The sequence below is a fragment of the Myxacorys sp. genome (assembly GCF_059501405.1).
Genome location: NZ_JCACCM010000127.1, coordinates 74651 through 96359, shown reverse-complemented (window position 1 = coordinate 96359; position 21709 = coordinate 74651). Strand labels below are relative to the sequence as shown.

23 protein-coding genes and 1 pseudogene are annotated in these 21709 nt (G+C 48.5%); 14 read left to right on the top strand and 10 right to left on the bottom strand.

The features are described 5' to 3' along the window. Positions 1-63 precede the first annotated feature (63 nt). The 3 genes from AC5I6P_RS17775 (at position 64) to AC5I6P_RS17765 (ending at position 1706) form a co-directional block, all read left to right on the top strand. Positions 64-276 carry a hypothetical protein gene (locus tag AC5I6P_RS17775; RefSeq protein ID WP_495695115.1) on the top strand — a complete coding sequence of 71 codons (213 nt, stop codon included), beginning with the start codon at positions 64-66 and terminating at the stop codon, positions 274-276. Continuing rightward, a complete protein-coding gene (locus AC5I6P_RS17770; RefSeq protein WP_495695114.1) occupies positions 251-1237 on the top strand; it encodes a baeRF7 domain-containing protein in 987 nt (328 codons plus the stop codon). Before AC5I6P_RS17775 ends, AC5I6P_RS17770 begins: the two co-directional genes overlap by 26 nt. Before the next feature lie 82 nt (positions 1238-1319). Continuing rightward, complete coding sequence (locus AC5I6P_RS17765; protein WP_495695113.1) at positions 1320-1706, top strand: DUF2267 domain-containing protein; 387 nt, start codon at positions 1320-1322, stop codon at positions 1704-1706. A gap of 136 nt (positions 1707-1842) precedes the next feature. On the opposite strand, the gene hemB is transcribed toward AC5I6P_RS17765, so the two are convergent. The 3 genes from hemB to rplU all read right to left on the bottom strand — a co-directional run bounded on the left by hemB (position 1843) and on the right by rplU (position 3656). After that, positions 1843-2829: a porphobilinogen synthase gene (hemB, locus tag AC5I6P_RS17760; RefSeq protein ID WP_495695112.1), complete on the bottom strand. Its 987-nt coding sequence runs from the start codon at positions 2827-2829 to the stop codon at positions 1843-1845. A 157-nt stretch (positions 2830-2986) separates the two neighbouring features. Further along, positions 2987-3253, bottom strand: coding sequence for a 50S ribosomal protein L27 (rpmA, locus tag AC5I6P_RS17755; protein WP_495695111.1), 267 nt, complete (start codon positions 3251-3253; stop codon positions 2987-2989). Between the two features lie 61 nt (positions 3254-3314). Further along, the gene (gene rplU, locus AC5I6P_RS17750) at positions 3315-3656 is read right to left on the bottom strand and encodes a 50S ribosomal protein L21 (protein ID WP_495695110.1); all 342 of its coding nucleotides are present in this window, start codon (positions 3654-3656) and stop codon (positions 3315-3317) included. 466 nt (positions 3657-4122) lie between these two features. On the opposite strand from rplU, the gene AC5I6P_RS17745 reads away from it, so the two are divergent. From AC5I6P_RS17745 to AC5I6P_RS17715, 7 genes and pseudogenes are all read left to right on the top strand, one after another. Beyond that, positions 4123-6093, top strand: a complete 1971-nt coding sequence (locus AC5I6P_RS17745; RefSeq protein ID WP_495695109.1) for a PA14 domain-containing protein — start codon at positions 4123-4125, stop codon at positions 6091-6093. Between the two features lie 187 nt (positions 6094-6280). Further along, positions 6281-7144, top strand: a complete 864-nt coding sequence (locus AC5I6P_RS17740; RefSeq protein WP_495695108.1) for a PRC-barrel domain-containing protein — start codon at positions 6281-6283, stop codon at positions 7142-7144. A gap of 92 nt (positions 7145-7236) precedes the next feature. Continuing rightward, positions 7237-8046, top strand: a complete 810-nt coding sequence (locus AC5I6P_RS17735; RefSeq protein ID WP_495695107.1) for a M15 family metallopeptidase — start codon at positions 7237-7239, stop codon at positions 8044-8046. A gap of 40 nt (positions 8047-8086) precedes the next feature. Then, entirely contained in the window at positions 8087-8770 is a 684-nt protein-coding gene (locus AC5I6P_RS17730; RefSeq protein WP_495695106.1) for a M41 family metallopeptidase, read from the top strand. A gap of 65 nt (positions 8771-8835) precedes the next feature. Continuing rightward, a pseudogene (locus AC5I6P_RS17725) lies at positions 8836-9404 on the top strand (Uma2 family endonuclease). 176 nt (positions 9405-9580) lie between these two features. Beyond that, positions 9581-10120, top strand: coding sequence for an NADPH-dependent FMN reductase (locus tag AC5I6P_RS17720; protein ID WP_495695105.1), 540 nt, complete (start codon positions 9581-9583; stop codon positions 10118-10120). A gap of 48 nt (positions 10121-10168) precedes the next feature. Continuing rightward, on the top strand, positions 10169-11986 hold the full coding sequence (locus tag AC5I6P_RS17715; protein WP_495695104.1) for a M3 family oligoendopeptidase: 1818 nt from the start codon (positions 10169-10171) through the stop codon (positions 11984-11986). Positions 11987-12044: 58 nt separating this feature from the next. On the opposite strand, the gene AC5I6P_RS17710 is transcribed toward AC5I6P_RS17715, so the two are convergent. The 4 genes from AC5I6P_RS17710 to AC5I6P_RS17695 all read right to left on the bottom strand — a co-directional run bounded on the left by AC5I6P_RS17710 (position 12045) and on the right by AC5I6P_RS17695 (position 15121). Beyond that, the gene (locus tag AC5I6P_RS17710) at positions 12045-12470 is read right to left on the bottom strand and encodes a PEP-CTERM sorting domain-containing protein (RefSeq protein WP_495695103.1); all 426 of its coding nucleotides are present in this window, start codon (positions 12468-12470) and stop codon (positions 12045-12047) included. A 246-nt stretch (positions 12471-12716) separates the two neighbouring features. Next, positions 12717-13880, bottom strand: a complete 1164-nt coding sequence (locus AC5I6P_RS17705) for an LL-diaminopimelate aminotransferase (RefSeq protein WP_495695102.1) — start codon at positions 13878-13880, stop codon at positions 12717-12719. Positions 13881-13895: 15 nt separating this feature from the next. Further along, positions 13896-14228, bottom strand: a complete 333-nt coding sequence (locus AC5I6P_RS17700) for a thioredoxin family protein (protein WP_495695101.1) — start codon at positions 14226-14228, stop codon at positions 13896-13898. Positions 14229-14341: 113 nt separating this feature from the next. Further along, a complete protein-coding gene (locus AC5I6P_RS17695; RefSeq protein ID WP_495695100.1) occupies positions 14342-15121 on the bottom strand; it encodes a PspA/IM30 family protein in 780 nt (259 codons plus the stop codon). Between the two features lie 428 nt (positions 15122-15549). Here AC5I6P_RS17695 and AC5I6P_RS17690 point away from each other — a divergent pair, with 428 nt between their 5' ends. Continuing rightward, positions 15550-15966, top strand: coding sequence for a COG3650 family protein (locus AC5I6P_RS17690; protein WP_495695099.1), 417 nt, complete (start codon positions 15550-15552; stop codon positions 15964-15966). 33 nt (positions 15967-15999) lie between these two features. Here AC5I6P_RS17690 and plsY read toward each other — a convergent pair whose 3' ends face one another. From plsY to AC5I6P_RS17675, 3 genes are all read right to left on the bottom strand, one after another. After that, positions 16000-16689: a glycerol-3-phosphate 1-O-acyltransferase PlsY gene (gene plsY, locus AC5I6P_RS17685; RefSeq protein ID WP_495695098.1), complete on the bottom strand. Its 690-nt coding sequence runs from the start codon at positions 16687-16689 to the stop codon at positions 16000-16002. Between the two features lie 130 nt (positions 16690-16819). Continuing rightward, on the bottom strand, positions 16820-17971 hold the full coding sequence (locus AC5I6P_RS17680; RefSeq protein WP_495695097.1) for a DUF3086 domain-containing protein: 1152 nt from the start codon (positions 17969-17971) through the stop codon (positions 16820-16822). A 35-nt stretch (positions 17972-18006) separates the two neighbouring features. Then, positions 18007-18393, bottom strand: a complete 387-nt coding sequence (locus AC5I6P_RS17675) for a DUF3119 family protein (protein ID WP_495695096.1) — start codon at positions 18391-18393, stop codon at positions 18007-18009. A gap of 547 nt (positions 18394-18940) precedes the next feature. Here AC5I6P_RS17675 and psaK point away from each other — a divergent pair. From psaK to AC5I6P_RS17660, 3 genes are all read left to right on the top strand, one after another. Beyond that, positions 18941-19216, top strand: coding sequence for a photosystem I reaction center subunit PsaK (gene psaK, locus AC5I6P_RS17670; protein ID WP_495695095.1), 276 nt, complete (start codon positions 18941-18943; stop codon positions 19214-19216). 137 nt (positions 19217-19353) lie between these two features. Next, entirely contained in the window at positions 19354-20595 is a 1242-nt protein-coding gene (locus AC5I6P_RS17665) for a site-2 protease family protein (RefSeq protein WP_495695094.1), read from the top strand. Positions 20596-20680: 85 nt separating this feature from the next. Continuing rightward, entirely contained in the window at positions 20681-21661 is a 981-nt protein-coding gene (locus AC5I6P_RS17660) for a CBASS cGAMP-activated phospholipase (protein ID WP_495695093.1), read from the top strand. Positions 21662-21709: the final 48 nt, after the last annotated feature.

Here is a 21709-nt window from a genome sequence, read left to right as displayed (position 1 = left end):
TCACGATTAACAATCTGTGGCGCAACATAGCGATAAATCAAAAATTGCTTGGAGAGTTATTAAATGAGCATATTAACAGTTGAAGAAGTAAAAACGCTAGTGCAAGAACCTAAAGAGTTGTGCGTTTCGATCTACATGCCCACTGTCGTAGCAGGAGCAGAAACTCGGCAAAATCCAATCCGGTTTAAAAACTTGATCAGGACGGCACAGCAAGCGCTAGTGGACAATGGGCTAGATGAAGATGCTGCTAATGAGTTTTTGCGTCTATGTAATTGACGAGATCGATCGGGATGACTTTTGGCAGCATCAAGATCGCGGACTGGCTATTTTTGTAGCAGATACCTTCTATCGTTACTACCAAGTTCCACAGGATTTCTCAGAACTTGTGGTTGTTACCGACCAATTTCACCTCAAACCGATTCTGCCGTTTCTTACAGGCGATGGACGATTTTATGTGCTCACGTTGAGTCAGAAAGACGTGAGATTTATGCAAGGCGATCGCATGAGCCTGCGGGAGGTTGAGGTTCTCAATCTTCCAACCAGCATGGATGAGGCGTTGCAGTATGACGAAACCGCCGGGGATGGACAGTTTCGTATCGGCACGACAAGCGGCGCATCGAATTTCACCAGTTCTCAACAGCCCGGACAGTTTCATGGACAAGGCAGCCCGGATCAAGATGACATCAAACAAGATTTGCTGCAATTTTTCCATGTTATTGATGATGCAGTTCACGAATTCCTGAAAGATAAACGTGCGCCACTCATTTTGGCAGGGGTCGAATACCTCATGCCGATCTATCACGAGGCGAACACTTATCCTCATCTCGTGACAGAAGACAACATCGCGGGCAATGTGAAAGTTGAGAAGCCAGAAGAATTACACGAAAAAGCATGGGCGATCGCAGAACCACTGTTCACAAAAGCGATCGACGACGCCGCAAATTACTATCACGATTTGTCGAATACTAACGTGACCTCAACCGACCTGAATGAAACGGTTCCTGCCGCCTATTATGGACGAGTGCAGCAGCTTTTTGTGGCGGTTGGAAGGCAGCAGTGGGGACGATTTGATGCCGAAGCAAACGAAATGCAAATCCACTCAGAGCCTGAGCCTGGTGATGAAGACTTGCTAGACGCAGCGGCGATTCAAACCATTGTGAATGGTGGTGTGGTGTATGCGGTTGAGCCTGAAAAGATGCCCGACAAGGCTGCGATCGCGGCAGTATTCCGGTACTAGATCTCATCCTAATTGCAGATTAAGCGCAACGGCAAATAGAAAACACTTGTAACATAAGTTCACTGAATTCAGGATATAACTCATGCAATACGATGAATTCATTAAACACGTACAAAGCTACACTCAAGCTGATTCCCGTGAAACGGCTGAGAAAGCAGTTGTTGCAACGCTAGAAACATTGAAAGAGCGAATTGTAGGAGATGAAGCTAGCCAACTAGCGGCACAGCTTCCAGAGCCTTTAGCAAAACATCTTAGAGGCCGTGAAGGTGAATTCGGCGACCACTTCAACCTAGAAGAGTTTTACAGCCGAGTTAGCCAAAAAGAAGGCGTTGATCCGTCAACGGCGGCTGTCCACGTTAAAGGGGTTTTCTCGGTGCTAAATGCGGCAGTGACGCCAGGAGAATTCCAGGATGTAAAAGCGAACTTCTCGAAAGACTACGATGAACTGTTTGCTCCCTCTGGAAACTGAGAGCATCTCCAATAGTTGGCTCTATCTTTTTAATTCAAGCTCTATCTTTCTAATTCAATCAGACTAATCCAATCAGATCAAAACAGCCTTACCCGAAGAGGGTAAGGCTGTTTTGATGAACGGCAATAAAACAAACTTACGACGCGCCTAACCAACGAGCCGCATCTTTGGCGTGATAAGTGAGAATTAAATCTGCCCCGGCCCGCTTAAAGCTGGTCAGCGTCTCCATAACGATTCGCTCCTCATCGACCCAACCGTTAAGCGCTGCCGCTTTTACCATCGAATATTCACCCGACACGTTGTAAGCCGCAACTGGCAGATTCGACGCTTCTTTGACCCGCAAAATCACGTCCATATAAGAGAGCGCAGGCTTGACCATTAGCATGTCTGCGCCTTCAGCAATATCGAGTTCGATTTCTTTGAGCGCTTCCCGCGCATTGCCTGGATCCATCTGGTAAGTTCTGCGATCTCCAAATTGGGGCGCAGAATCCGCCGCATCTCGGAACGGACCATAATACGCCGACGCATACTTAGCCGCATACGACATAATTGGAATGTCTTGAAATCCTGCCTCGTCCAAGCCTTCGCGAACAGCACTCACAAAGCCATCCATCATCCCAGAAGGCGCAATGATATCGGCTCCCGCTTTGGCTTGAGACACGGCTGTTTTTTTCAGCAGTTCCAGCGTTGGATCGTTCAGCACTCGCCCAGTTAAATCGCCTGTTTCGAGATAGCCGCAGTGACCGTGAGACGTGTATTCACACAAACACGTGTCGTTCATGACAATCAAATCAGGAACGGCTTCTTTAACGGCAGTGGTGGCTTTCTGCACAATGCCGCAGTCGTGCCAAGCGCCGGTTGCGTCTGTGTCCTTATCAGCCGGAATGCCAAACAGGATGATGGACGGAATGCCGAGATCGTAAACTTCTTTTGCTTCTTCTACAATCTTATCGATCGAGAGTTGAAAGACACCCGGCATCGACTTGACTTCATTCGCAATGCCATCCCCCGGAACGGCAAACAACGGATAAATTAAATCGCTTGTATTTAGAACAGTTTCACGCACCATCCGACGCAGTTGGGGATGAGTACGCAGCCGACGAGGACGGTGAGTTGGAAACATAGAGATAAATGCAGGCTTGAGCAGTGGGCAGTATCTTAAAAGTCTAAAACGTTCGAGGCTGCGATCGCTCGCCTATTCAATTACGAACTGTAAAGAAAATCATGAGAAAAGCGCCTCCAATTGGAGCCGCTTTTCCACAAGCTGGAATTTCAGAAGCTTAAGCTTCAACCGCAGTAGGATAAACGCTAATCTTCTTACCACTCTTACCGCGCCGTTCAAACGTCACAATGCCTTCGATCAAGGCAAACAGCGTATCATCGCTGCCCCGACCGACATTGTTTCCAGGGTGGAACTTCGTGCCGCGCTGACGCACCAAAATGTTGCCTGCCTTCACAACCTGACCGCCGTAACGCTTAACGCCCAAGCGCTGAGCGTTAGAATCGCGTCCGTTGCGAGTACTGCCTGTACCTTTCTTATGAGCCATGATTCCCTCTATTGCTTTCTCGTTGATCTTACCGTCTGTCAAAGAGCGGGGCTAAGTTTGCCTAGCCTGCTGCCGTCAGCGTTTCACCACCAATGGTGATCGACTCCACCATCAAGCGAGTCAACTCTTGACGATGACCGCGCTTTTTGCGAGTTTTCTTCTTGGGCTTCATCTTGTAAACGAGTACCTTGCGCCCGCGCAGATGACGCATGATCTTAAACTGCACTGATGCACCTTCTACAAGGGGTTCACCAATGCTAATGTCTCCTTCGTTGTTGACGAACAGCACTCGATCGATCGTGATTTGAGAGTCCGCCTCTCCGACAATCCGATTGAGGTCATAAAATCGACCGTTTTCGACGCGCAGTTGTTGTCCGCCTGCCTCAATAATCGCGTAAAGCATGTGTTTGTCCTTAGTAAAAGCCGTACAGGTTAACTCGCGTTTGCGAATTATTGGGACCTGATCCGAGCCAAAAAATAGTCAATCAGTTTACCAGTATCGCGAATATCAGTGTAAACTGTCAACCGATGATTACTTGAATAAATGATTACAGAGGACTACATAGCCTTTGTCGATAATTTCAAATTTTACTATGGTCGTTAAATGCTGTCGTAGTGCTTGTTTTGGCCTAAATCAGGAGTGTATGTAATGCAGAAATTAAGCCTTCCATACGCACGTATGTGTATAGTTAAACCCAACCTGGGCTAAATAAATGCGCGGCGAAGTACTTTCTATATCGACATGATTTGCTTCACGAGGTTGGCATTGAAGTTGGAACGATAAGGCTGAACCCTAGCAAGGGTTCTACTACAGGGTGCATTTGCCTTAGAAACTCCACCGCTCTAAATCTGCTCGGAGAAATTTATAGATGTCGAATCTCAATCTTGGCGTCCTAGAGGATGGCCTTAGCTTTAGCGCGATCGCAAATACTAGAAACACCACAACCGGAGCGACTGACTCAAATCTATTCAACGATTCTACTGGCTTACAAAATCTCACAGGCAGCAGGAATCTCTCCCGAAGTTCTGACAGCGGCCAAGGGCTACAGGCCCAGTATTACGAAGGTCAGGATCTCACGAATCTAAAATTAACTCGAATTGATTCAACAGTAGATTTTGACTGGGCATCTAGTTCTCCAGATGCTTCCCTTGAGCCAGAGCATTTCTCAGTTCGCTGGACAGGTCAGATTCAGCCCAAATACTCCGAAAATTACACGTTCTATACCTATTCAGATGATGGCGTTCGGCTGTGGGTTGACGGGCAACTCCTGATTGATCATTGGACGGATCACGCACCAACCGAAGACAGCGGAACCATTGCTCTCGCAGCGGGACAGAAGTATGACATCAAGTTGGAATACTACGAAAACACCGTGGGAGCTGTCTCAAAGCTCTTATGGTCTAGTGGCAGCCAAACCAAAGAGATTGTTCCTCAGAACCAACTTTATGCTCCAGCAGCAGATCGTGAGTCAACGCCAGCGCCAGCAGCAAGTTCATCATTTGATGGCATTACAACTACTGTAGATTGGGCAAATGTAGAGGGTTCAACCACAGGACTCGGATTCGGACTCAATGCTTTTCAAGGCTTTCGTCCTGAAAGCTTTAACAGTGCCGCCTACAAAAGCAATATGTCCTTGATGAAACCCGGGTTGATTCGGTTTCACAATGCCACTGCCATGCAGGACTCCAGCACCCCTGATGGATTGATTGACACGGCTCATCGCACCTGGGATACCACCAAGATAAAACAAGCGTTGGAGTCTTCATTTTCCTCGTTTGACGCCAGCAAACCTGAGCGCATGATCAACATTCCTACTTGGCCTAGCTGGATGGATGCTAATAACGATGGCTTCCTTGATGTCAATCAGTTCGACAATTACGCCCAACTCTGTGCCGATCTGGTCAAAATCGTCAACCAGGACTCGAACTTCAAAGTTAAGTATTGGGAAGTCACCAACGAGAAAGACGACTCTTATTTCACTCCGTTTCACACTGAAAGCGGCTGGGGTGGACTCAAAAACCCTGCCCAACCCGATCGTCTGAATGAGCTGATCGAGATTTACAATAAAGCGGCTGTCGCGATGAAGCAGGCTGATCCCACAATTCAAGTTGGAGGACCGGGGATGGCACGGTCAGATCTGCAACCGTTCTATGTCCCCTTCATCCAGGGCACTAAAGCGAACCTTGATTTCTTTACCTACCATCACTATGCCACGGGTAGTGCTTCCACAGCCGACTCCGAAATTTATGATGGTGCAATGGCGATCGGGTCGAGAACGGCCTCGATTGTTCAAGCACTGAAAGAAGCAAGTCCGACGCGAGAAATTCCAGTCATGTTAGGCGAGTACAACATCAGTTGGACGTGGCAGACACGAGACCCACGCATGACGACTCACAAAGGCGTAGTATTCGATGCTTTGGCGATGGTGAGTGCTCAGAAGAACGGGGCAGTAGCGGCTCTGGCATGGAATGAGAAAGATGGCACCTATGGCAAGATGGGCGATCAGAACGATTTGCGGCTAGGCGGAGCATTTTTGCAGGTGTTGAACAATCGCTTGGTGGGCGAGCAGGTGGCGAGTTCGAGCAACAATGAGAAAGCCGTTATGACCTTTGCCGTGAAGAACTCAGCGTTAGGGTACAAGTCGTACTTGCTGATCAATCATTCGGGTACGACCCAAGCGGTGCAAGCAGATGTTAGTGTCAGCAATCCAGGAACGCAGATAGAGCAATACGAGTTCTCAGAGGCAGGGTCAATTCAGAAGACCGTGAGCTGGGATGCAATTAGGGGAGGCATGACCTTGCCGGCTGACTCTGTAACCTTACTCACTTTTGCCGATTAGTCTCGATCGGTTGTATTCACAGAATAGTTTTATCTTTGAGGGGTCAATTTTTGGCATTGTTGTGTTGCAGAGATTCGTTGATGGCCCCTCTTTTCGTACTTTAAATTAAGCTTCTAAAGAACATTGATGCGTTTTTTGCCTTGTACACTAGTAGATACTCGCGGGCTTTCCCTAATTTAGTGTACTTATGTCGAAGCAGCCAGACGCCGTCAAGCACAGTGACTTGTTAAATCAGGTTGTCCTCGAACGCCGCTCAATGCAAGAATTTGGACAACTTGAGGTGCTGTGGACTTACCCTCAAATGCATCGCGTGTTGGGGTTTATCTGTCGATCGGGCTGGCTCGGCTCGAAGAAAACGGCCTTTAATTTAGATCAATTAGACGCGATCGGGGCGAACGGAATCCTGGTGAACTCGAAGCCAGTGGACACCGACGCTGAAAAAGTTCGTCAGATTGAATCGTTAGTGGGCTGGGAAGTCTGGACAGACAACGGCGAGCGGACTGGAAAAATTATTGATTATTTATTTGATCTCGAAACAGGCGAGATCGAGCATTACCTCTTTACCTCCAATAGCTTAGGCGGCATTGCGGGAAGCATTTACATGTTGCCCTTTAACTATATTCTCAGCTTTGGCAATCGTCGCGTGTTAGTGCCTGCGGGCGCAGCGCGATCGTTTGCGCTTTACCGAGAAGGCATCCAAGAAAAGTTCTCAAAAGTCACTGAACTGTTAAAAGAAGAGAAGATCCACCTGACCCAGGATGTGCGATCGCTGTTTGGGCAAGCCAAGGAACGAGCCAAACTGGTTGCTGAACAAGCGAGAGAAAAAGCTAGAACTGTCGTCGAGCAGGTCGATGGCTTGATTGACGACATTGATCTAGACGATGCCTCACAACCCCCTGTTTCTACCAGCCGCAATGAACCCGCTCCTTGGGACGACTGGGACATTGACGCTCCCAAACCTTCAGTTCAAGAACCGCTCAAAAAGCCTGTGAAACCGCCGCAGCCTAAGCCCTCTAAAGATTTGTGGGATGACGATGATGCTTGGCTTTAGCTCCATATTCCTCTTTCTGACCGACTACTTTCTGACATACTAAACTTTCTGACATACTAAATAGATACCCAACGACATTCAGGAGATATTGCTTGAGTAACGCTGGTCTGCCGGGAAAACCTCCCAAAGATTCAAATCCCTCGTTTGATGATATTCCGGTTGCTGAGCGTGAAACCGTTGAAGTTCCGTCAAAGCCGCGTCGCAATTTGACTGGATTGATTGTGGGAGTTGGCGCGATCGCGCTTGCTGCCTCTGGATTGGTTGCTTATCAATATCGCTCTGCTTTGTCTTCGATCGCGTCTAATCCGATCTCCCCCAGTCCTGAAGCCTCTCCCAATGTCAGCCCAACTGATGCCGATGGGCGACTGCTCAATCACTACACCTATGCCGAAGCGCCTCAATCTGAGCTAGAGCCAATTAGTGACGATGGAGGGATAAAGCTGCGCTCTAGTGCTGCGAAAGCTTATCGAGAGATGGTCAATGCCGCTTCAGCCGATCAGGTTGTATTGGTTCCACTCTCTGCGTTTCGATCGATCGCTGAGCAGCAAGACGTGTATTTCAATGTGAAAGCGGAGCGCAATCAGAGTGTCCAGCAACGAGCAGAGGTCAGCGCACCGCCCGGACACAGCGAACATCACACGGGATATGCGATCGATCTTGGCGATGGTAATACGCCCGCAACAAATCTAAGCCCTACCTTTGAAGAAACGGCTGCCTACAAATGGCTGCAAGCCAATGCTGCTCGATTCAATTTTGAGCTTTCGTTTCCAAAAAATAATCAGCAAGGCGTAACCTACGAGCCTTGGCATTGGCGGTTTGTTGGCGATCAGCAGAGTTTAGAAACATTCTACAAAGCTAGACAAAACAAAGAACAGGGAGCTGAAAATACGAACAAGGGTTAAGTAAATCGGCTCTGCTTTAGTTTTCTTACCGTTTATCTCTATGAATCAAACTGGATTAAATCTCGCTGCAATTTCTATTTTCGCAATGACGCTTTCAGTGTTGCTGGGTCCATTGCTAAACATCTCACCGTTTGTTCCTGCGATCGCAGTCTTCGGTGTCTTGAGCGTCGCGACGCTTGATTCACTGCAATGGCAAGGAAAGTTTGGTTCCGTTGTCCTAGATTGGTTCGCCAGTTTCTCACCGGATCACCGCGATCGCGTGATTCATCATGAAGCAGGGCATTTTCTCGTAGCTCAACAGCTTGAGATTCCAGTTGTGGGCTATACCCTCAGCGCTTGGGAAGCGATCAAACAGGGACAAGCCGGGCAAGGCGGTGTTCAGTTCGATACACAAGAACTTGATCAGCAATTGCAACAGGGCAAAATCTCGGCGCAATGGCTCGATCGCTTCTGCACCGTTTGGATGGCGGGCATCGCTGCAGAACAGATCACGTACGGAAGTTCGGAAGGTGGCAGCGACGATCGCAGCAAATTCCGGCAAATCTTGATGCAGTTGGGCATGACAGCATCAGATATCGAACAGCGAGAACGGTTAGCCGTTTTGCGAGCAAAAACGTTGCTGCAAAATCACGAATCGACTTACGAGGCATTGGTTACTGCTCTGCAAGAACGACAAACGATCGAATCTTGCTATGAAGCCATTCACGCCACAATAGAGGCATGAATGAGAGGAGAGGCATGAATGGCGTCTCAAGGTACCTTTAACCAAGAACCAAGGTTGGAATTGCAATGGTACAGACCCCTTCTAAAGCGCTAACGATCGAAGAGTTTCTGCAATTGCCAGAAACTAAACCGGCTAGCGAATACATTAACGGTCAAATCATTCCGAAACCAATGCCTCAAGGAGAACACAGCGTCATTCAAGCCGATTTGGTCGCAGCAATCACACTATTGTTAAGCCTCAAAAGATTGCGAGGGCTTTGCCTGAGTTACGCTGCACCTTTGGCGGACGAGCGATCGTTCCTGACATTGCTGTGTTTACCTACAACAGGATTCCTCGAAAAACTAACGGAGTTATCGCAAATCACTTCACGATCGCCCCAGATTGGACAATTGAAATTTTGTCGCCTGATCAACGTTCGACGAGGGTGATGGACAAAATTTTACATTGCTTAAGTCATGGAACTCAGATGAGTTGGATTATTGATCCGGCTGAGCAAGCCATCTTGGTTTACCCATCCCAAAAGCAGCCGATTTTAGTTTCTCTAGCAACCCCAGAATCTTTTGTTTCCGTTCCTGAATTTGCTGAAGCAGTGAAATTAACGATAGGTGAGATTTTCGGGTGGTTGTCTCAGTAGAGATGAGCACTACCGATGCAAGCTTGTTGGCAGAATTAAGTTTTTTGCTACCTTAAACGTAATCATTACGAGTTCATTTTAGGACGAGGCACGAACTCTAACCCATAACGGATGAGACACCGCCTCAACTCACTCAAAATTCTGATACATTCTCACGCTCTATAGGAACTTCTCTCATGGTCAAATTCGTTGGTATTGCGGGCAGTTTGCGCCCCGAATCGTATACCTTTCAAGCCCTGACCCAAGCCGTAGACCGCTTAAAAGCCTTGGATGCAGAGGTTGAAGTGTTGGATTTACGCACAATGAATCTGCCGCTCTCAAATGGCGGTAACGACTATCCTGATCATCCTGATGTAGAACGATTGCGGACGGCAGTGAAAGAGGCAGACGGTTTGATTTTGGCTACCCCGGAGTATCACGGCAGTGTGAGCGGCGTGCTAAAAAATGCGCTGGACTTGATGAGTTTTGACCAACTCGACGGAAAAGTGACGGGACTGATTAGCGTGTTGGGAGGACAGCCCAACAGTAATGCGTTGAATCATTTGCGGCTCATTATGCGGTGGGTTCACGCTTGGGTGATTCCAGAACAGGTGTCGATCGGGCAAGTTTGGAAAGCGTTTGGACAAGATGGCAAGCTTCTTGATGAAGGTCTTGCCAAACGATTTGATCAGTTCGCCCAAAGTCTCTTGGATAACACTCGGAAGTTAAGAGGATAAGTCAGGGCTAGACAGATGAATTTGCTGTTGAAGTAAGGAATTGAACCGATGACGCAATCAGTTGAGGCGCAGGCTACGTTTCCGGTGGAAAATGCTCAGGAATGGGATTTGTCGGATCTCTATCGAGGATTTGATGATCCGCAGTTAGAACAAGATTTACAGACGTTGCAGAAGCAGGCAACCGAGTTTCGAGATCAGTTTCGAGGTCGAGTCAATACGCTAGCTCCCGAACAGTTGGCGGAGTGCTTTAAAACACTGGAAGCGATCGCAGAGAAATCTGGCTACCTCTATGCCTTCCCATCCCTGATCTTCTCAGCGGATACTCGCAGTACCGAAGCGAAACAGTTTCTCGATCGCGTCATGGAAGCATTGACTGCGATCGAGAATCAGCTCCTATTTTTCGATCTGGAGCTGCAAGGCATTGAGGCAGATCAATTCGATCGGTTGCAGCAAGCAACGGTTCTCAAGACTTACCAGCATTACCTGAATCGGATTGCAAATTACCGCCCGTACAAGCTCTCAGAAGCTGTAGAACAAACTCGTAATCAAGACAGTTTGACCGGACGGCAGGCATTTATTCAACTGCGATCGGTGCATCTTGGCGAACAAGAATATGAGCCTGTCACCACGACGGATAGCAAAACGGCGAACACCGACGCCGAACTCAGTGCATTACTCTATCATCCAAACCCAGAGACGCGGTACGCGGCGTATCAATCGGTTCGCAAGGTGATGAAGCAACACAATTCGCTGTATGGCTACATCCTCAACACCGTCGCGCAAGATCACAAACTAGAGAATCAGATGCGCGGCTACCCATCTACTCTGCACAAGCAACTGTTAGCCGATGAAGTGTCTGAACCTGTGTTTCGGGCCATTATGGATGGTACAGGGGCGCGATTTGATCTGTTTCAGCGCTACTATCAGTTGAAAGCCAAGGCGATCGGGCAGACCATTCGGACGTGCGATCTCTACGCACCTTGGGACACAGGGAACAATCAGACCGCAGCGATTAGCTACAAAGCTGGAGTAGAAACGCTTCTAGCGGCATTAGATCAGTTTGATCCAAATTATGCCCGTCGTGCTGAAGAATTTTTTCTAAACAATTGGGTGGATGCGAAAGTGCGCCCCGGCAAGCGAGGCGGCGCGTTCTGCTCTTACACCTACGGCAAACACAGCTATCTGCTGCTGTCTTACACCGACGATTACAATTCGCTCTTCACCCTTGCCCATGAAATGGGACATGGACTGCACTTTGAATGGATTGGCGATCGCCAGTCGTATTTCAACAGCAATCCGCCGATGGTGTTGGCAGAAATTGCATCGACGTTCAACGAACTGCTCTTGCTCGATTATTTGCTGAAGCAAGCAGAAGGCGACAAGGCATTGACAAAGACGCTGATTACCCGGCAGTTAGAAGATCAGCTCAATCTACTGTTCCGGCAAAGTACGATCAGTCGATTAGAATTGGCAGTCCACGATCGCGCGGCTCAAGGCAGTTTCGACCAGAGTTTTGTGAACGCAGAATGGATGAAGTTGTACCAAGATCTCTGCGGCGATGCGGTGGAAGTGCTGCCTGAACATCAGTACGATTGGGCGCGAATTGGACATATTTACTTCAAGCCGTTCTATTGTTACCAGTACACGGCGTCGAATATTGTCAGCTTGGCGTGCTATCAGAAATATCTTGAGGTCGGCAAAGCGTTCATTCCAGGTTATCTAGAATTACTGGCGTCTGGAGGCAGTATGGATCAGGTTGCAGCCTTGCGGCAGTTTGTCGGCGTCGATATTGAAGATGCTGCCACGATTAAAGGGGCATTGACCTATGTGGAGAATTTGCTGAATCAATTGCAGGCAACTCTTTAATAGTGACTTGTTGCTCCAAAAGAATTAGGTTAGCAAAAGATTCTTTTGGAGCAATAAGTCAGTCGTTAGAAACTCGTGGCCGTTTAATGGTGATTAGTCCTGCGATCGCAATCAATCCCAGCACAACGGATGGCTCAGGAACCTCAACTCGTTTCGGGGCTGGCGGTACTTCTGACTTGATGATCACCTCATCCTTTGCGCGAAGTGCACTAAACGAATTCACACGAGGCACTTCGCGATAAAGGGGTTGCCGAACAAGCAATGAGTGTCTGGAGCCAGCTTGAAGCACTTGCTGAGGTGTAAAGTCTTTTGCTGAGGGGAGGGATTGTTTTTGGCGCTCCTCGTCAACGTACTCATCATATGGTGTTGCTTGCCGAACGCTGAGACTCGCTAGCGTTCCAGCCTGAGCAGAAGCAGTCATCATCCCCATCAAGGAAAAAACGGCTGCTACATAATAAACTTTGGGCAACGATCGTTCTTGCATACGCTAAGGGCAATGGTCGAGCATTAGACTAAGTAAGCTGCAAGTGAGCTTACGAGAATACACCCCAAATCAACCTTGAATTTACAATTCAAGCCGTAGATACCGCAGAAGCTTGAAGCAAACCTTGTACCGAGACTGTAGCCTCAGCAGTTGCCTCTTAGTGTAGACAAAATGGGTACGAAAGATTACAAAGCCAAGACTAAGTATTTTCCGCAAAAATCAAGAATGTGTGAAGTTGAGTCGAGCTTAGAGAAACGTTGCAATGAGATCGACAGCTTCCTCTAGGATTTCTGGTTCATGCACCAATGCAAAGCGCACATAGCCTTCCCCTGATTTTCCAAACCCTGAGCCTGGCGACACCGCTACACCCGTTGCCTGTACAAGTTCCGTACTGAACCGAATCGAATCTGACGCCCATTGCGGCGGTAGTTTTGCCCAAATATACATCGTCGCCTCTGGTGTCGGAACCTGCCAACCGATGCGATCGAGAGCTGCAACAAAGGCATCCCGTCGCCGCCGAAAAATCTCGACTCCTTTCTGTACGCCCATTTGCGAACCCGTTAGAGCTGCGATCGCGCCGTTCAAGATTCCCAAATACTGATTAAAATCCACGGCCGCTTTGACTTGCCGCAACGCGCGGATCAGGTCTGCATTCCCGATCGCATAGCCGATCCGAAACCCGCCCATGTGATAGGACTTTGACATTGTAAAGAACTCAATCGACACCGTTTTTTCAGGATCAGCCTGCAATATCGAAGGAACGGGCGTTTCTCCAAAATATAAATCTGCATAGGGAAAATCATGAACCAGCACAAGATCGTGGCGCTGACAGAACGCCACCGCTTCCTTAAAAAACGGCAGCGGTGCGATCGCGCTGGTTGGGTTGTGCGGATAGCTCAACACCATCATGCGGGACTGTGCTAAAACCGCGTCTGGAACGTCCTCTAGCACAGGCAAAAAGTTATTCTTTTCCAAAAGAGGCATGGCATAAACCTGCCCACCCGCGAGATACACGCCCCCCACGTGAGACGGATAACCCGGATCAAGCAACAGCGCAAAATCACCAGGATTCAACACCGCTAATGGTAAATGTGCCGTTCCTTCTTGAGAGCCAATGAGTGGTAAAACCTCAGTTTCTGGATCAACGGGTATGCCAAATTTATGGGTGTACCAACTTGCGGCAGCTTGCCGAAATGCTTTAGTGCCGTTAAACAACAAATAGCCGTGGGTCGCCGGATCGTGAAGTGACGCTGCGATCGCGTCGATCACATGTGCCTCAGCCGGCAAATCAGACGATCCCAACGACAAATCAATAATGTTCCGTCCGGCGGCTTTGGCAGCGGCTTTTGCCCGATCCATATCCGCAAATACATTGGACTGAAGCCAGTCTAGACGTTTGGCAAATCGCATATCGGGTCACGGTTCTTACGCCGTCAATAGATTTTGGGTCACGAGATCTTCAAGCTTTTGTTTATTGATCGCCCCTTCGGTTGACTTCTTCATTTCGCCATCTTGAAACAGCCGGAACGCCGGAACGCCTTCCACCTTGTACTGAGCAACCGTTTCGGGGTTTGGATCAACTTCCATTTTGATCACTTTGATGCGATCACCATAACTGCTGGCAATGCCATCAACTAACGGAGCCGTCAACCGACACGGACCACACCACGACGCCCAGAAATACACGAGTACAGGCTGAGTGGCATCGAGAACTTCTGCCTTAAATTCGGGATCTGTAATGACGCGAACGCTACTCATACTGCATGGGATACTTAACAACTGCTTTACATAATTTTAAGCCCTAGCTCTCTCATTCGTGAAAGGAAAGCTAGGGCTTGTCATGGAACATTACGAAGAGGTTCAATCTGCCTCTAGAGATTATCTAGCTGCTTTTTAAGATCTTCGAGTTCAGAATCAACCGCCGCATCTCTAGGCGCTTGGGTCTGCGTTTGAGGAGCGGCCTGTCCTGGCAATGCGGCTTGCGGTTGAGCTGAGCCTGCCAACATTTGTTGCTTCATCGCTTCGAGTTCGAGATCAACATCGCCCGATTCTAGGCGAGCAAACTGCGATTCGAGATCTGCACCCGCTAACTCGCCTGCTGCCTGCGCTCTCGCTTCCGACTGTAACACTTTGTCTTCCATCCGCTCAAAGGCAGCCATTGCAGTGCCAGTGCCCATGTTGCTGACCATGCCTTGCAGTTGCTCTTGAGCTTTTGCAGCGCTGGCACGGGCTTTCAGCATATCCTTCTTGGTCTTCGCTTCCGAAATCTTGCCTTCTAGGGCAATCAAACTGCGCTTGAGCGTCTCGACCTGGGTCGATTGCTGATCGAGTTGACCTTTCAGGGCGTTCGCGGTTTCGGTGTGGGTTTTCTTGCGCTGCAAGGCTTCACGAGCGAGATTTTCATCGCCTTTCTGCAGGGCAAGTTGGGCACGTTGCTGCCAGTTGTTTGACTCCGATTGAGCTTGGTTATGCTGCTGCTGCGTGCGTTTTTGGCTAGCGATCGCAGTGGCGACAGCCTGACGCAGTTGCACCAGGTCTTCCTGCATGTCGATCACAGCCTGCTCAAGGATCTTCTCTGGATCTTCCGCTTTGCTCACCATGTCGTTAACATTCGAGCGAACCACACGGCTGATACGATCAAATAACCCCATAATTCTGTTTCCTTTTGGCGTTTCTACATTAAGTATGCCGTTGACACCTACGTTAGCCCACCCTTCTCAAATTAAGAACTTGTTTAAAGTTACGCAGACTAGAACTTTAACGTAGGGATTGCCATTCTCACCACCACTGCTAGAAATACCATCAGTAGTGTCAAGACATGCAACTTGAACAGGCTCTCTCTTAGTTTAGAATTTCAAAGTAAAATCGGCGAACTGATCTGAATTTCCTGCGGTGTTCAACCGTTCCTGCCTGGGATCAAACGATTGGTTATGCAGCCGAACACTGTATTATTAGTGAAGCAAAATTATTATTAGTGAAGCAAAAAATTAGTAGTGAAGCAAAAACAGTAGAGCAATCAGGAAACAGAGGCAGTGGCTTTGAAGTGGTAACTATTATCATCCACAATTGTATGAAACCGATGAAACCCTTACTCTACTTGAGCGTTTTAGTTGGACTGAGTGCGGCTTCTCTGACATTGCATCTAAATGCAGCAAACAGTGCCCAAACATCACCTCCTGCAACTCGTTCCGAAGAATTTAGAGTGGTTGGAACTGAACCTTTTTGGGGAATAAGCGTTGGCAAGCGTGGAATCGTCTACTCCACAACAGATTCAAAGCCGAGATCGTTCCCTTATTCTGCACCGATGACTGCTCAAGGGCGTCCCGCTGATCTTGTTCGGGTCTATCGCTTGCAGAGCAAACCGAATACGAACAATGTTCTGGTGATCAAAAAAGTCGCCGCCTGTAGCGATAGCATGTCTGACAAGCAATATCCCTACTCAGCGACTCTGATCTTAGACAACGCAGTACGAGAAGGATGCGCTGAGAGAAAATAGTGGCGTTAGTTGCGCTAAAGTCGCAGACGCAGTTCAACTCGGATCACTTTCTGGTTCTGATGGCAGCTTTTGCCCTAGCTTTGGTTCAGTGCCAGCCAGCAACCGCCCAATGTTGGTGCGGTGTCGCCAGATCACATAGATACCGCCTGCGATCGCAAACAAGCAGTAGGGCAACGGTTGCTTAAAGATAACCATCAGAATTGTGGCGGCGATCGCGCCTGCGATCGAACTAATCGACACAATTCTGGTGATTGCGATACTCAACCCAAACACGCCTAGTGTGCTGAGTCCCACCATCGGGTTCATTGCCAGCAGAATGCCTAAACTCGTTGCAACTGACTTTCCTCCACTAAAGTTGAGCCAGATGGATTTGCTATGTCCTAGCAATGCCAACAATCCTGCTAGGACTACCATCCAGGGTTGCCAATCTGCAAAGCTTCTGTCTACAAATTTCGTGAAGTAGAGCCAGCCGGGGAGGTGAGTAAAGGCATAGTCGACTGCCAAAATTGCCAATGCGCCTTTGAGAACATCGACGATGAGGACTGCGATCGCAGGCAGTTTGCCCACCGTTCTCAACACATTCGTGGCTCCCGTAGACCCCGATCCTTCTTGACGAATATCAATTCCTTTCAGCATTCGACCCGCTAAATAGCCAGTGGGAATCGAGCCGAGTAGGTAGGCGAGAATGAGCAGAAGTCCGTTGTTGATGAACCAGGGCAGCATGGGGAGGGATGAGGAATGAGGGATGAAAAAAGCCAGCGTTAGCTAATTACGGATTCATTGTAAGTCTTAGCTGAATTTTTCAGCCCAAGAAGCTCAAATCTTGAACAAGCTTTTTCTCTATCCCTCATTCCTAATACAAATACGATTGCTGCTGAATTAGCTGCTGCGGGCTGGGCGCAAACGCCAACCACAGCGGAAATTGCAGCAACGCTAGACTGACCGCTTCTTCGGTTTCGTCAATCACAATGAATGGCAAAAATCCGTCTTTTTCTAATCGTTCGGCTTTGAGGGCGAGTTGTTCGGGGGTTTCAAACATGCTGATGCCGCGATCGCTGCCAAAGTCACTGCGGGTTACGCCCAAGCAATCCTGCAAGCCCCTTCGCCATTCGCCCAACCGCTCTGGCGTATTGGCAAGAATGAGAGTTCTCAGGCGATCGTCGTAGAGATTGTAGAGGATAGAGATCGCGGCGGAGGCAATGAGAATATTTTGCAAGCGAGACCCCATCGTGCGGATCGCGCCTCTTCCACCTTGACTGAAGAACCAGTTTGATACCCGCTCTGCATGGACCGGCTCAAAGGTACGGCGCAGTTTCCAAACAGGGCCGTAGTAGTCGGGCTGATTGCGGAATTGATCAATGACGCTGCGAATTTGGCGTCCTTCGTCCTGAAATTTCTCTTCTGCAAATTTAGGAGTTGGTTTTTGCCCAGGAGCCTCTGACGGGGTAATCTTTTCTGCGTTGCGAGGAGTGCGGGTAGCAGGAACAGGTAAGGCGTCTACGGCGTTGCGCTCTGGGTTAATCGGTTTTTGTAACTCTAGTTGATCTGCGGCGATCGCAAGATCTTGCAGACTGCCGACGAGGTAATCCTTGAAGCTCTGCACCCGAATTGCAATGTCTTGAGATGCGCCCGCAAAGGTCGTTCTCATCTCGTTACGAATTCGATCCTGACGCCGTTCGAGTTGTTCGATCGCCAATTGCAACGTCTGTCTGCGTTGCTCTAAATCGCTCAAATTTTGCTGCACAAACCGCCCCAAAGAGACTTGTGCCTCCATCGTTTGAGTCTGTAAATCGGCACGCGTTGCCATCAGCGCGTTAATTTCCTGCTTGAGATCGTGCTCTTGCTGCTGAAGCTCTAGAATGCGTTGACTTAGTAGAGCTTTGGTCGCCTCACTCACGTCACTATTTCCGTTGGTTTCGGCAGTCGTCTCCAGTTGTACAGGAGCGTCATCCATTGCGGGAGGATCTTGGGCAGATTGAACAGTCGGCAACTCGTCAGAATTCATGAACTAGAGAGTGGGGTACAGGGCACAGAATGGAATTACGGTTTTGGATAGCGTTGCTCTAGGCAAGTCCGTAACATTTTAGGGTCAAAAATGATTGGTAAGAAATGAATACTTTTAACTTCTCGAAAATAAAACAAAATGGGCACAGGTGACCAGAAGATCTCCCAGTTTTGCCACTCTTGGTAGGGAAAGCGCCGAATTCGCGTCTCGCCTCGATAGATATCTAAATCAGTAGGGGTGAATCGCAAGCGAAGCGAGACAGCTTGAAATAATAAGAATGTGCCAAACAGTGCGATCGCAGCACCGACCCACAGATTCACAAAAACAAAGGGGAGACCAACCAAAACCAGCACCAGCGGAATTGCATAATTTGGCGCAAGTTCTACTGTTTCGTTCGATTGAGATGTTGCCGCGTCTGTCACAACCGTTATCCTTTGTTTCACTTCACTCTCTATTGTATAGCGCGGCAAAATTTCTCATAGCGATCGCTCAAATGTTGGCTGCAATTGATTACAGCGTGTGAGACAGTTCTCGATGCGGCGTCTTAAATTAGATGCAATCAGGCCTAAATTCCTTCAGACATAAATTCAACAACTGATAGATTCAACTCAGAGAAGGCTGGTTGAAAACGGAGTCATAGCAATCGAATAAACTCGGATTTCTATAAAGTATTACTATAAAGGCTCAATCTATTTGCTAGAAGTAATAGAACGAATTCTTAGCGATTCAAGGCGTTCAATATCAAACATAATAGAGAGTTAACTGCAAAACCAGGCGATGTGTTAATCCAAACGTAAATCTAAAAAACAGTAGATCTGAAAACGATTAGAAATTGCTTACGCTCTATCGTTTGTATCGAAGTATAAACTATTGTGTTAACTCTTAAAACAAAGTTGCGTTCCCTTGCAAAAGCGTAAACCTAATATCCCTATAATCCAGGTTGATCATAGATTTGCAAGGAGAAATACTGTGCTTCACTCAACCTTACTTGCTGCTGCATCCGTTGCGCCGCGCACTGCTGAATGGTCGCCTGCGATCGGGCTTGTAATGACACTTTGTTGTTTGTTTGCAGTTGCGATCGGTCGGTTTGCGATCAAAAATCGCGGCGTCGGACCGCAACTCCCAGGTTCTAAACCGGCTCTGTTTGAGGGATTTGGATTACCTGAACTGCTCGCCACAATGAGCTTTGGGCATGTGTTGGGTGCAGGCATGATTTTAGGCTTAACCAACGCAGGCGTCCTATAGTTGCCTTGGATGAGGGCTGCTCAACCCGCTCCCCCATTAGAAATAAATTAATCAAGAGTCGGTTTTCATCCCTCATCCCTCATGCCCCATCCCGGCTGTCTCGTCTATCCTGGAAGAAGATGCTTTAGGAAAGAGTCATGCAATCAGGTTGGCGAGTCGGGTCATTATTTGGCATTCCGTTACGGATCGATCCGTCCTGGTTCTTTGTCGTCGCTCTAGTGACTCTGAGCGCGGGAGCTGAGTTTCAAGCCAACTATGCTCAAGAGTGGGGCGCTCAAACGGCTTGGGGAATGGGACTAGCAACAGCACTGCTGTTGTTTCTATCGGTGCTGCTGCACGAGTTAGGTCATAGTCTCGTTGCAAAACTTCAAGGAATTCAGGTTCAGTCGATTACGCTGTTCTTCTTTGGTGGCATTGCAGCGATCGAGCAAGAACCGAAGACACCGGGAAAAGCATTTCAAGTTGCGATCGCAGGCCCTGCCGTTAGCTTTAGCTTATTCCTGATCTTTGGCTTAATCGGATTTCTTACCCCTGGCGTTGATGCTCCCCTGCGCGTTCTTTTCACTCGCCTAGCGGGAATCAACTTAGTTTTGACGTTGTTTAATCTGATCCCAGGACTGCCGCTTGATGGCGGTCAGGTTCTCAAATCGATTGTTTGGAAAGCAACAGGTAGCCAAATTCAAGGCATTCGCTGGGCAGCGAGTTCAGGACGGATGTTGGGATTCATTGCGATCGCTTGGGGATTGGCAGATACATTTGGCGTTTCAAGTGCGCTTGGGTTGCCCTATATTGGTGGTTTGTGGATTGCGCTGATCGGCTGGTTTGTGGTTCAAAATGCAGCAACCTACAGTCGCCTTACCGATTTGCAAGAAGCGCTGCTCAAGATTAAGTCTGAAGACGCGATGACCCGCGAGTTTCGAGTGGTTGATGCAAATATGACCCTACGCCGATTTGCCGATGATCACTTACTGTCAGGAACTCGTGCCCCCGTTTACTATGCGGCATCAAATGGTCGCTATCGGGGCATGGTCGATGTTGATGGATTGCAACTGATCGAGCGTAGTGAGTGGGAAACCAAAACGCTGAGTAGCATTCTCAAGTCATTAAGCGACGTGCCCACGGTTCAGGAATCAACGCCCATTGTAGAAGTGATTCAGTTACTCGACGATAAGAATTTATCTCAGATCACCGTGCTGTCTCCTGCGGAAGCAGTTGCTGGCGTGATCGATCGCGGTGACATCGTTCGGGCGTTAGGGCAGAAGATGAACTTACGGATTTCTGACACCATCATTAAGCAGATCAAAGAGGACGGCACCTATCCGCCAGGCTTGAAACTGGGTACGATCGCTCAGTCAGCGGCTGAGTTGAGAGCAAAATAAGTCTGTAGTTCATCGCCAACTTGACGGCAAATCCTTCACACTCCAAGGATGAATATGGGCAAAGATGCTAATTGGAGGAGTGACTATGAGCTACAAGATCTTATGCTTATCGGGTGGCGGTGTTCGTGGACTAATTACGGCGATCTGGCTACAACGCCTTGAGCAGAAACTAGGGCGGCCCATTGCCGAACACTTTGATCTGATCGCTGGTACATCAACCGGAGCGCTGATCGCCTGCGCCTTAGCTTCAGGCATCCCTGCCACCGCGATCGTTGAGTTATACCGAACTCGTGCTGGAGGGATCTTTCCGGTTCCGAGAGCGTGGTGGCTCAATCGGCTCTGGCGATTTCTCAGACAATTTTTTAGACCTCGCTATGACGGTAAAGGCTTAGAGCGAGTTTTGCGAGATGTTTTTGGCGATCGCAGGTTTGGCGATCTGAACGTGCCAACCCTAATTACCAGCTATAACCTCCAAACTCGCGAAGCCTTAGTATTTAAGACCATCAAAGGCAGAGCGGAAAAATACAACAGAATCCCAATTTGGGAGATCTGCAAAGCTTCGGCATCGGCTCCCGTGTATTTTCCTGCCCACATTACAGACATTGAAGGTCAACGGGTACCGCTGATTGATGGCGGTGTAGTAGCGAACAATCCGGCGGCATGTGCGATCGCAGAGGGAGCGAGAATTTTCCAAGAGCAGCAAGATTCAGAGCTTGCCGGAGATAATTTGAGAGGCTTAAACAGCTTTATCGTTGCCTCGTTTGGCACAGGCGATGTTGCCCGACCGATTAGCCGCTACGAATCTCAAACCTGGGGCGCGATCGGCTGGGTGTTGCCAATTATTAATGTTCTATTTGATGGGTCGGCGGATGCTGTCGATTATATTTCTCGCCAATTACTGTCCACTACAAATTACTTTCGCTTCCAAACGAAACTGCCTCCTGCCTTTGACGATCTCGATCGCTCAGATGATGTTCATCTCAATGCTCTAATTCGAGTTGCTGAAGATTACTTGGCTAGAGAAGGCGATGCCTTGTTAGATCAATTAGTCGCTAAGCTCCGATAGTCCCACTAGGCAAGCCTTCTCGTCCTCTCAGTTCGGGAACCCGTACAG

Bases quoted from the DNA above. Each gene is read 5' to 3' on its own strand.
- AC5I6P_RS17665 (WP_495695094.1), top strand. From the start codon at position 19,354: ATGCAATCAGGTTGGCGAGTCGGGTCATTATTTGGCATTCCGTTACGG.
- AC5I6P_RS17710 (WP_495695103.1), bottom strand. From the start codon at position 12,470: ATGCAAGAACGATCGTTGCCCAAAGTTTATTATGTAGCAGCCGTTTTT.
- AC5I6P_RS17745 (WP_495695109.1), top strand. From the start codon at position 4,123: ATGTCGAATCTCAATCTTGGCGTCCTAGAGGATGGCCTTAGCTTTAGC.
- hemB (WP_495695112.1), bottom strand. From the start codon at position 2,829: ATGTTTCCAACTCACCGTCCTCGTCGGCTGCGTACTCATCCCCAACTG.
- AC5I6P_RS17740 (WP_495695108.1), top strand. From the start codon at position 6,281: ATGTCGAAGCAGCCAGACGCCGTCAAGCACAGTGACTTGTTAAATCAG.
- AC5I6P_RS17770 (WP_495695114.1), top strand. From the start codon at position 251: ATGAGTTTTTGCGTCTATGTAATTGACGAGATCGATCGGGATGACTTT.
- AC5I6P_RS17695 (WP_495695100.1), bottom strand. From the start codon at position 15,121: ATGGGGTTATTTGATCGTATCAGCCGTGTGGTTCGCTCGAATGTTAAC.
- AC5I6P_RS17715 (WP_495695104.1), top strand. From the start codon at position 10,169: ATGACGCAATCAGTTGAGGCGCAGGCTACGTTTCCGGTGGAAAATGCT.
- AC5I6P_RS17660 (WP_495695093.1), top strand. From the start codon at position 20,681: ATGAGCTACAAGATCTTATGCTTATCGGGTGGCGGTGTTCGTGGACTA.
- AC5I6P_RS17705 (WP_495695102.1), bottom strand. From the start codon at position 13,880: ATGCGATTTGCCAAACGTCTAGACTGGCTTCAGTCCAATGTATTTGCG.
- AC5I6P_RS17730 (WP_495695106.1), top strand. From the start codon at position 8,087: ATGAATCAAACTGGATTAAATCTCGCTGCAATTTCTATTTTCGCAATG.
- plsY (WP_495695098.1), bottom strand. From the start codon at position 16,689: ATGCTGCCCTGGTTCATCAACAACGGACTTCTGCTCATTCTCGCCTAC.
- AC5I6P_RS17720 (WP_495695105.1), top strand. From the start codon at position 9,581: ATGGTCAAATTCGTTGGTATTGCGGGCAGTTTGCGCCCCGAATCGTAT.
- AC5I6P_RS17765 (WP_495695113.1), top strand. From the start codon at position 1,320: ATGCAATACGATGAATTCATTAAACACGTACAAAGCTACACTCAAGCT.
- rpmA (WP_495695111.1), bottom strand. From the start codon at position 3,253: ATGGCTCATAAGAAAGGTACAGGCAGTACTCGCAACGGACGCGATTCT.
- AC5I6P_RS17690 (WP_495695099.1), top strand. From the start codon at position 15,550: ATGAAACCCTTACTCTACTTGAGCGTTTTAGTTGGACTGAGTGCGGCT.
- AC5I6P_RS17775 (WP_495695115.1), top strand. From the start codon at position 64: ATGAGCATATTAACAGTTGAAGAAGTAAAAACGCTAGTGCAAGAACCT.
- AC5I6P_RS17680 (WP_495695097.1), bottom strand. From the start codon at position 17,971: ATGAATTCTGACGAGTTGCCGACTGTTCAATCTGCCCAAGATCCTCCC.
- AC5I6P_RS17700 (WP_495695101.1), bottom strand. From the start codon at position 14,228: ATGAGTAGCGTTCGCGTCATTACAGATCCCGAATTTAAGGCAGAAGTT.
- rplU (WP_495695110.1), bottom strand. From the start codon at position 3,656: ATGCTTTACGCGATTATTGAGGCAGGCGGACAACAACTGCGCGTCGAA.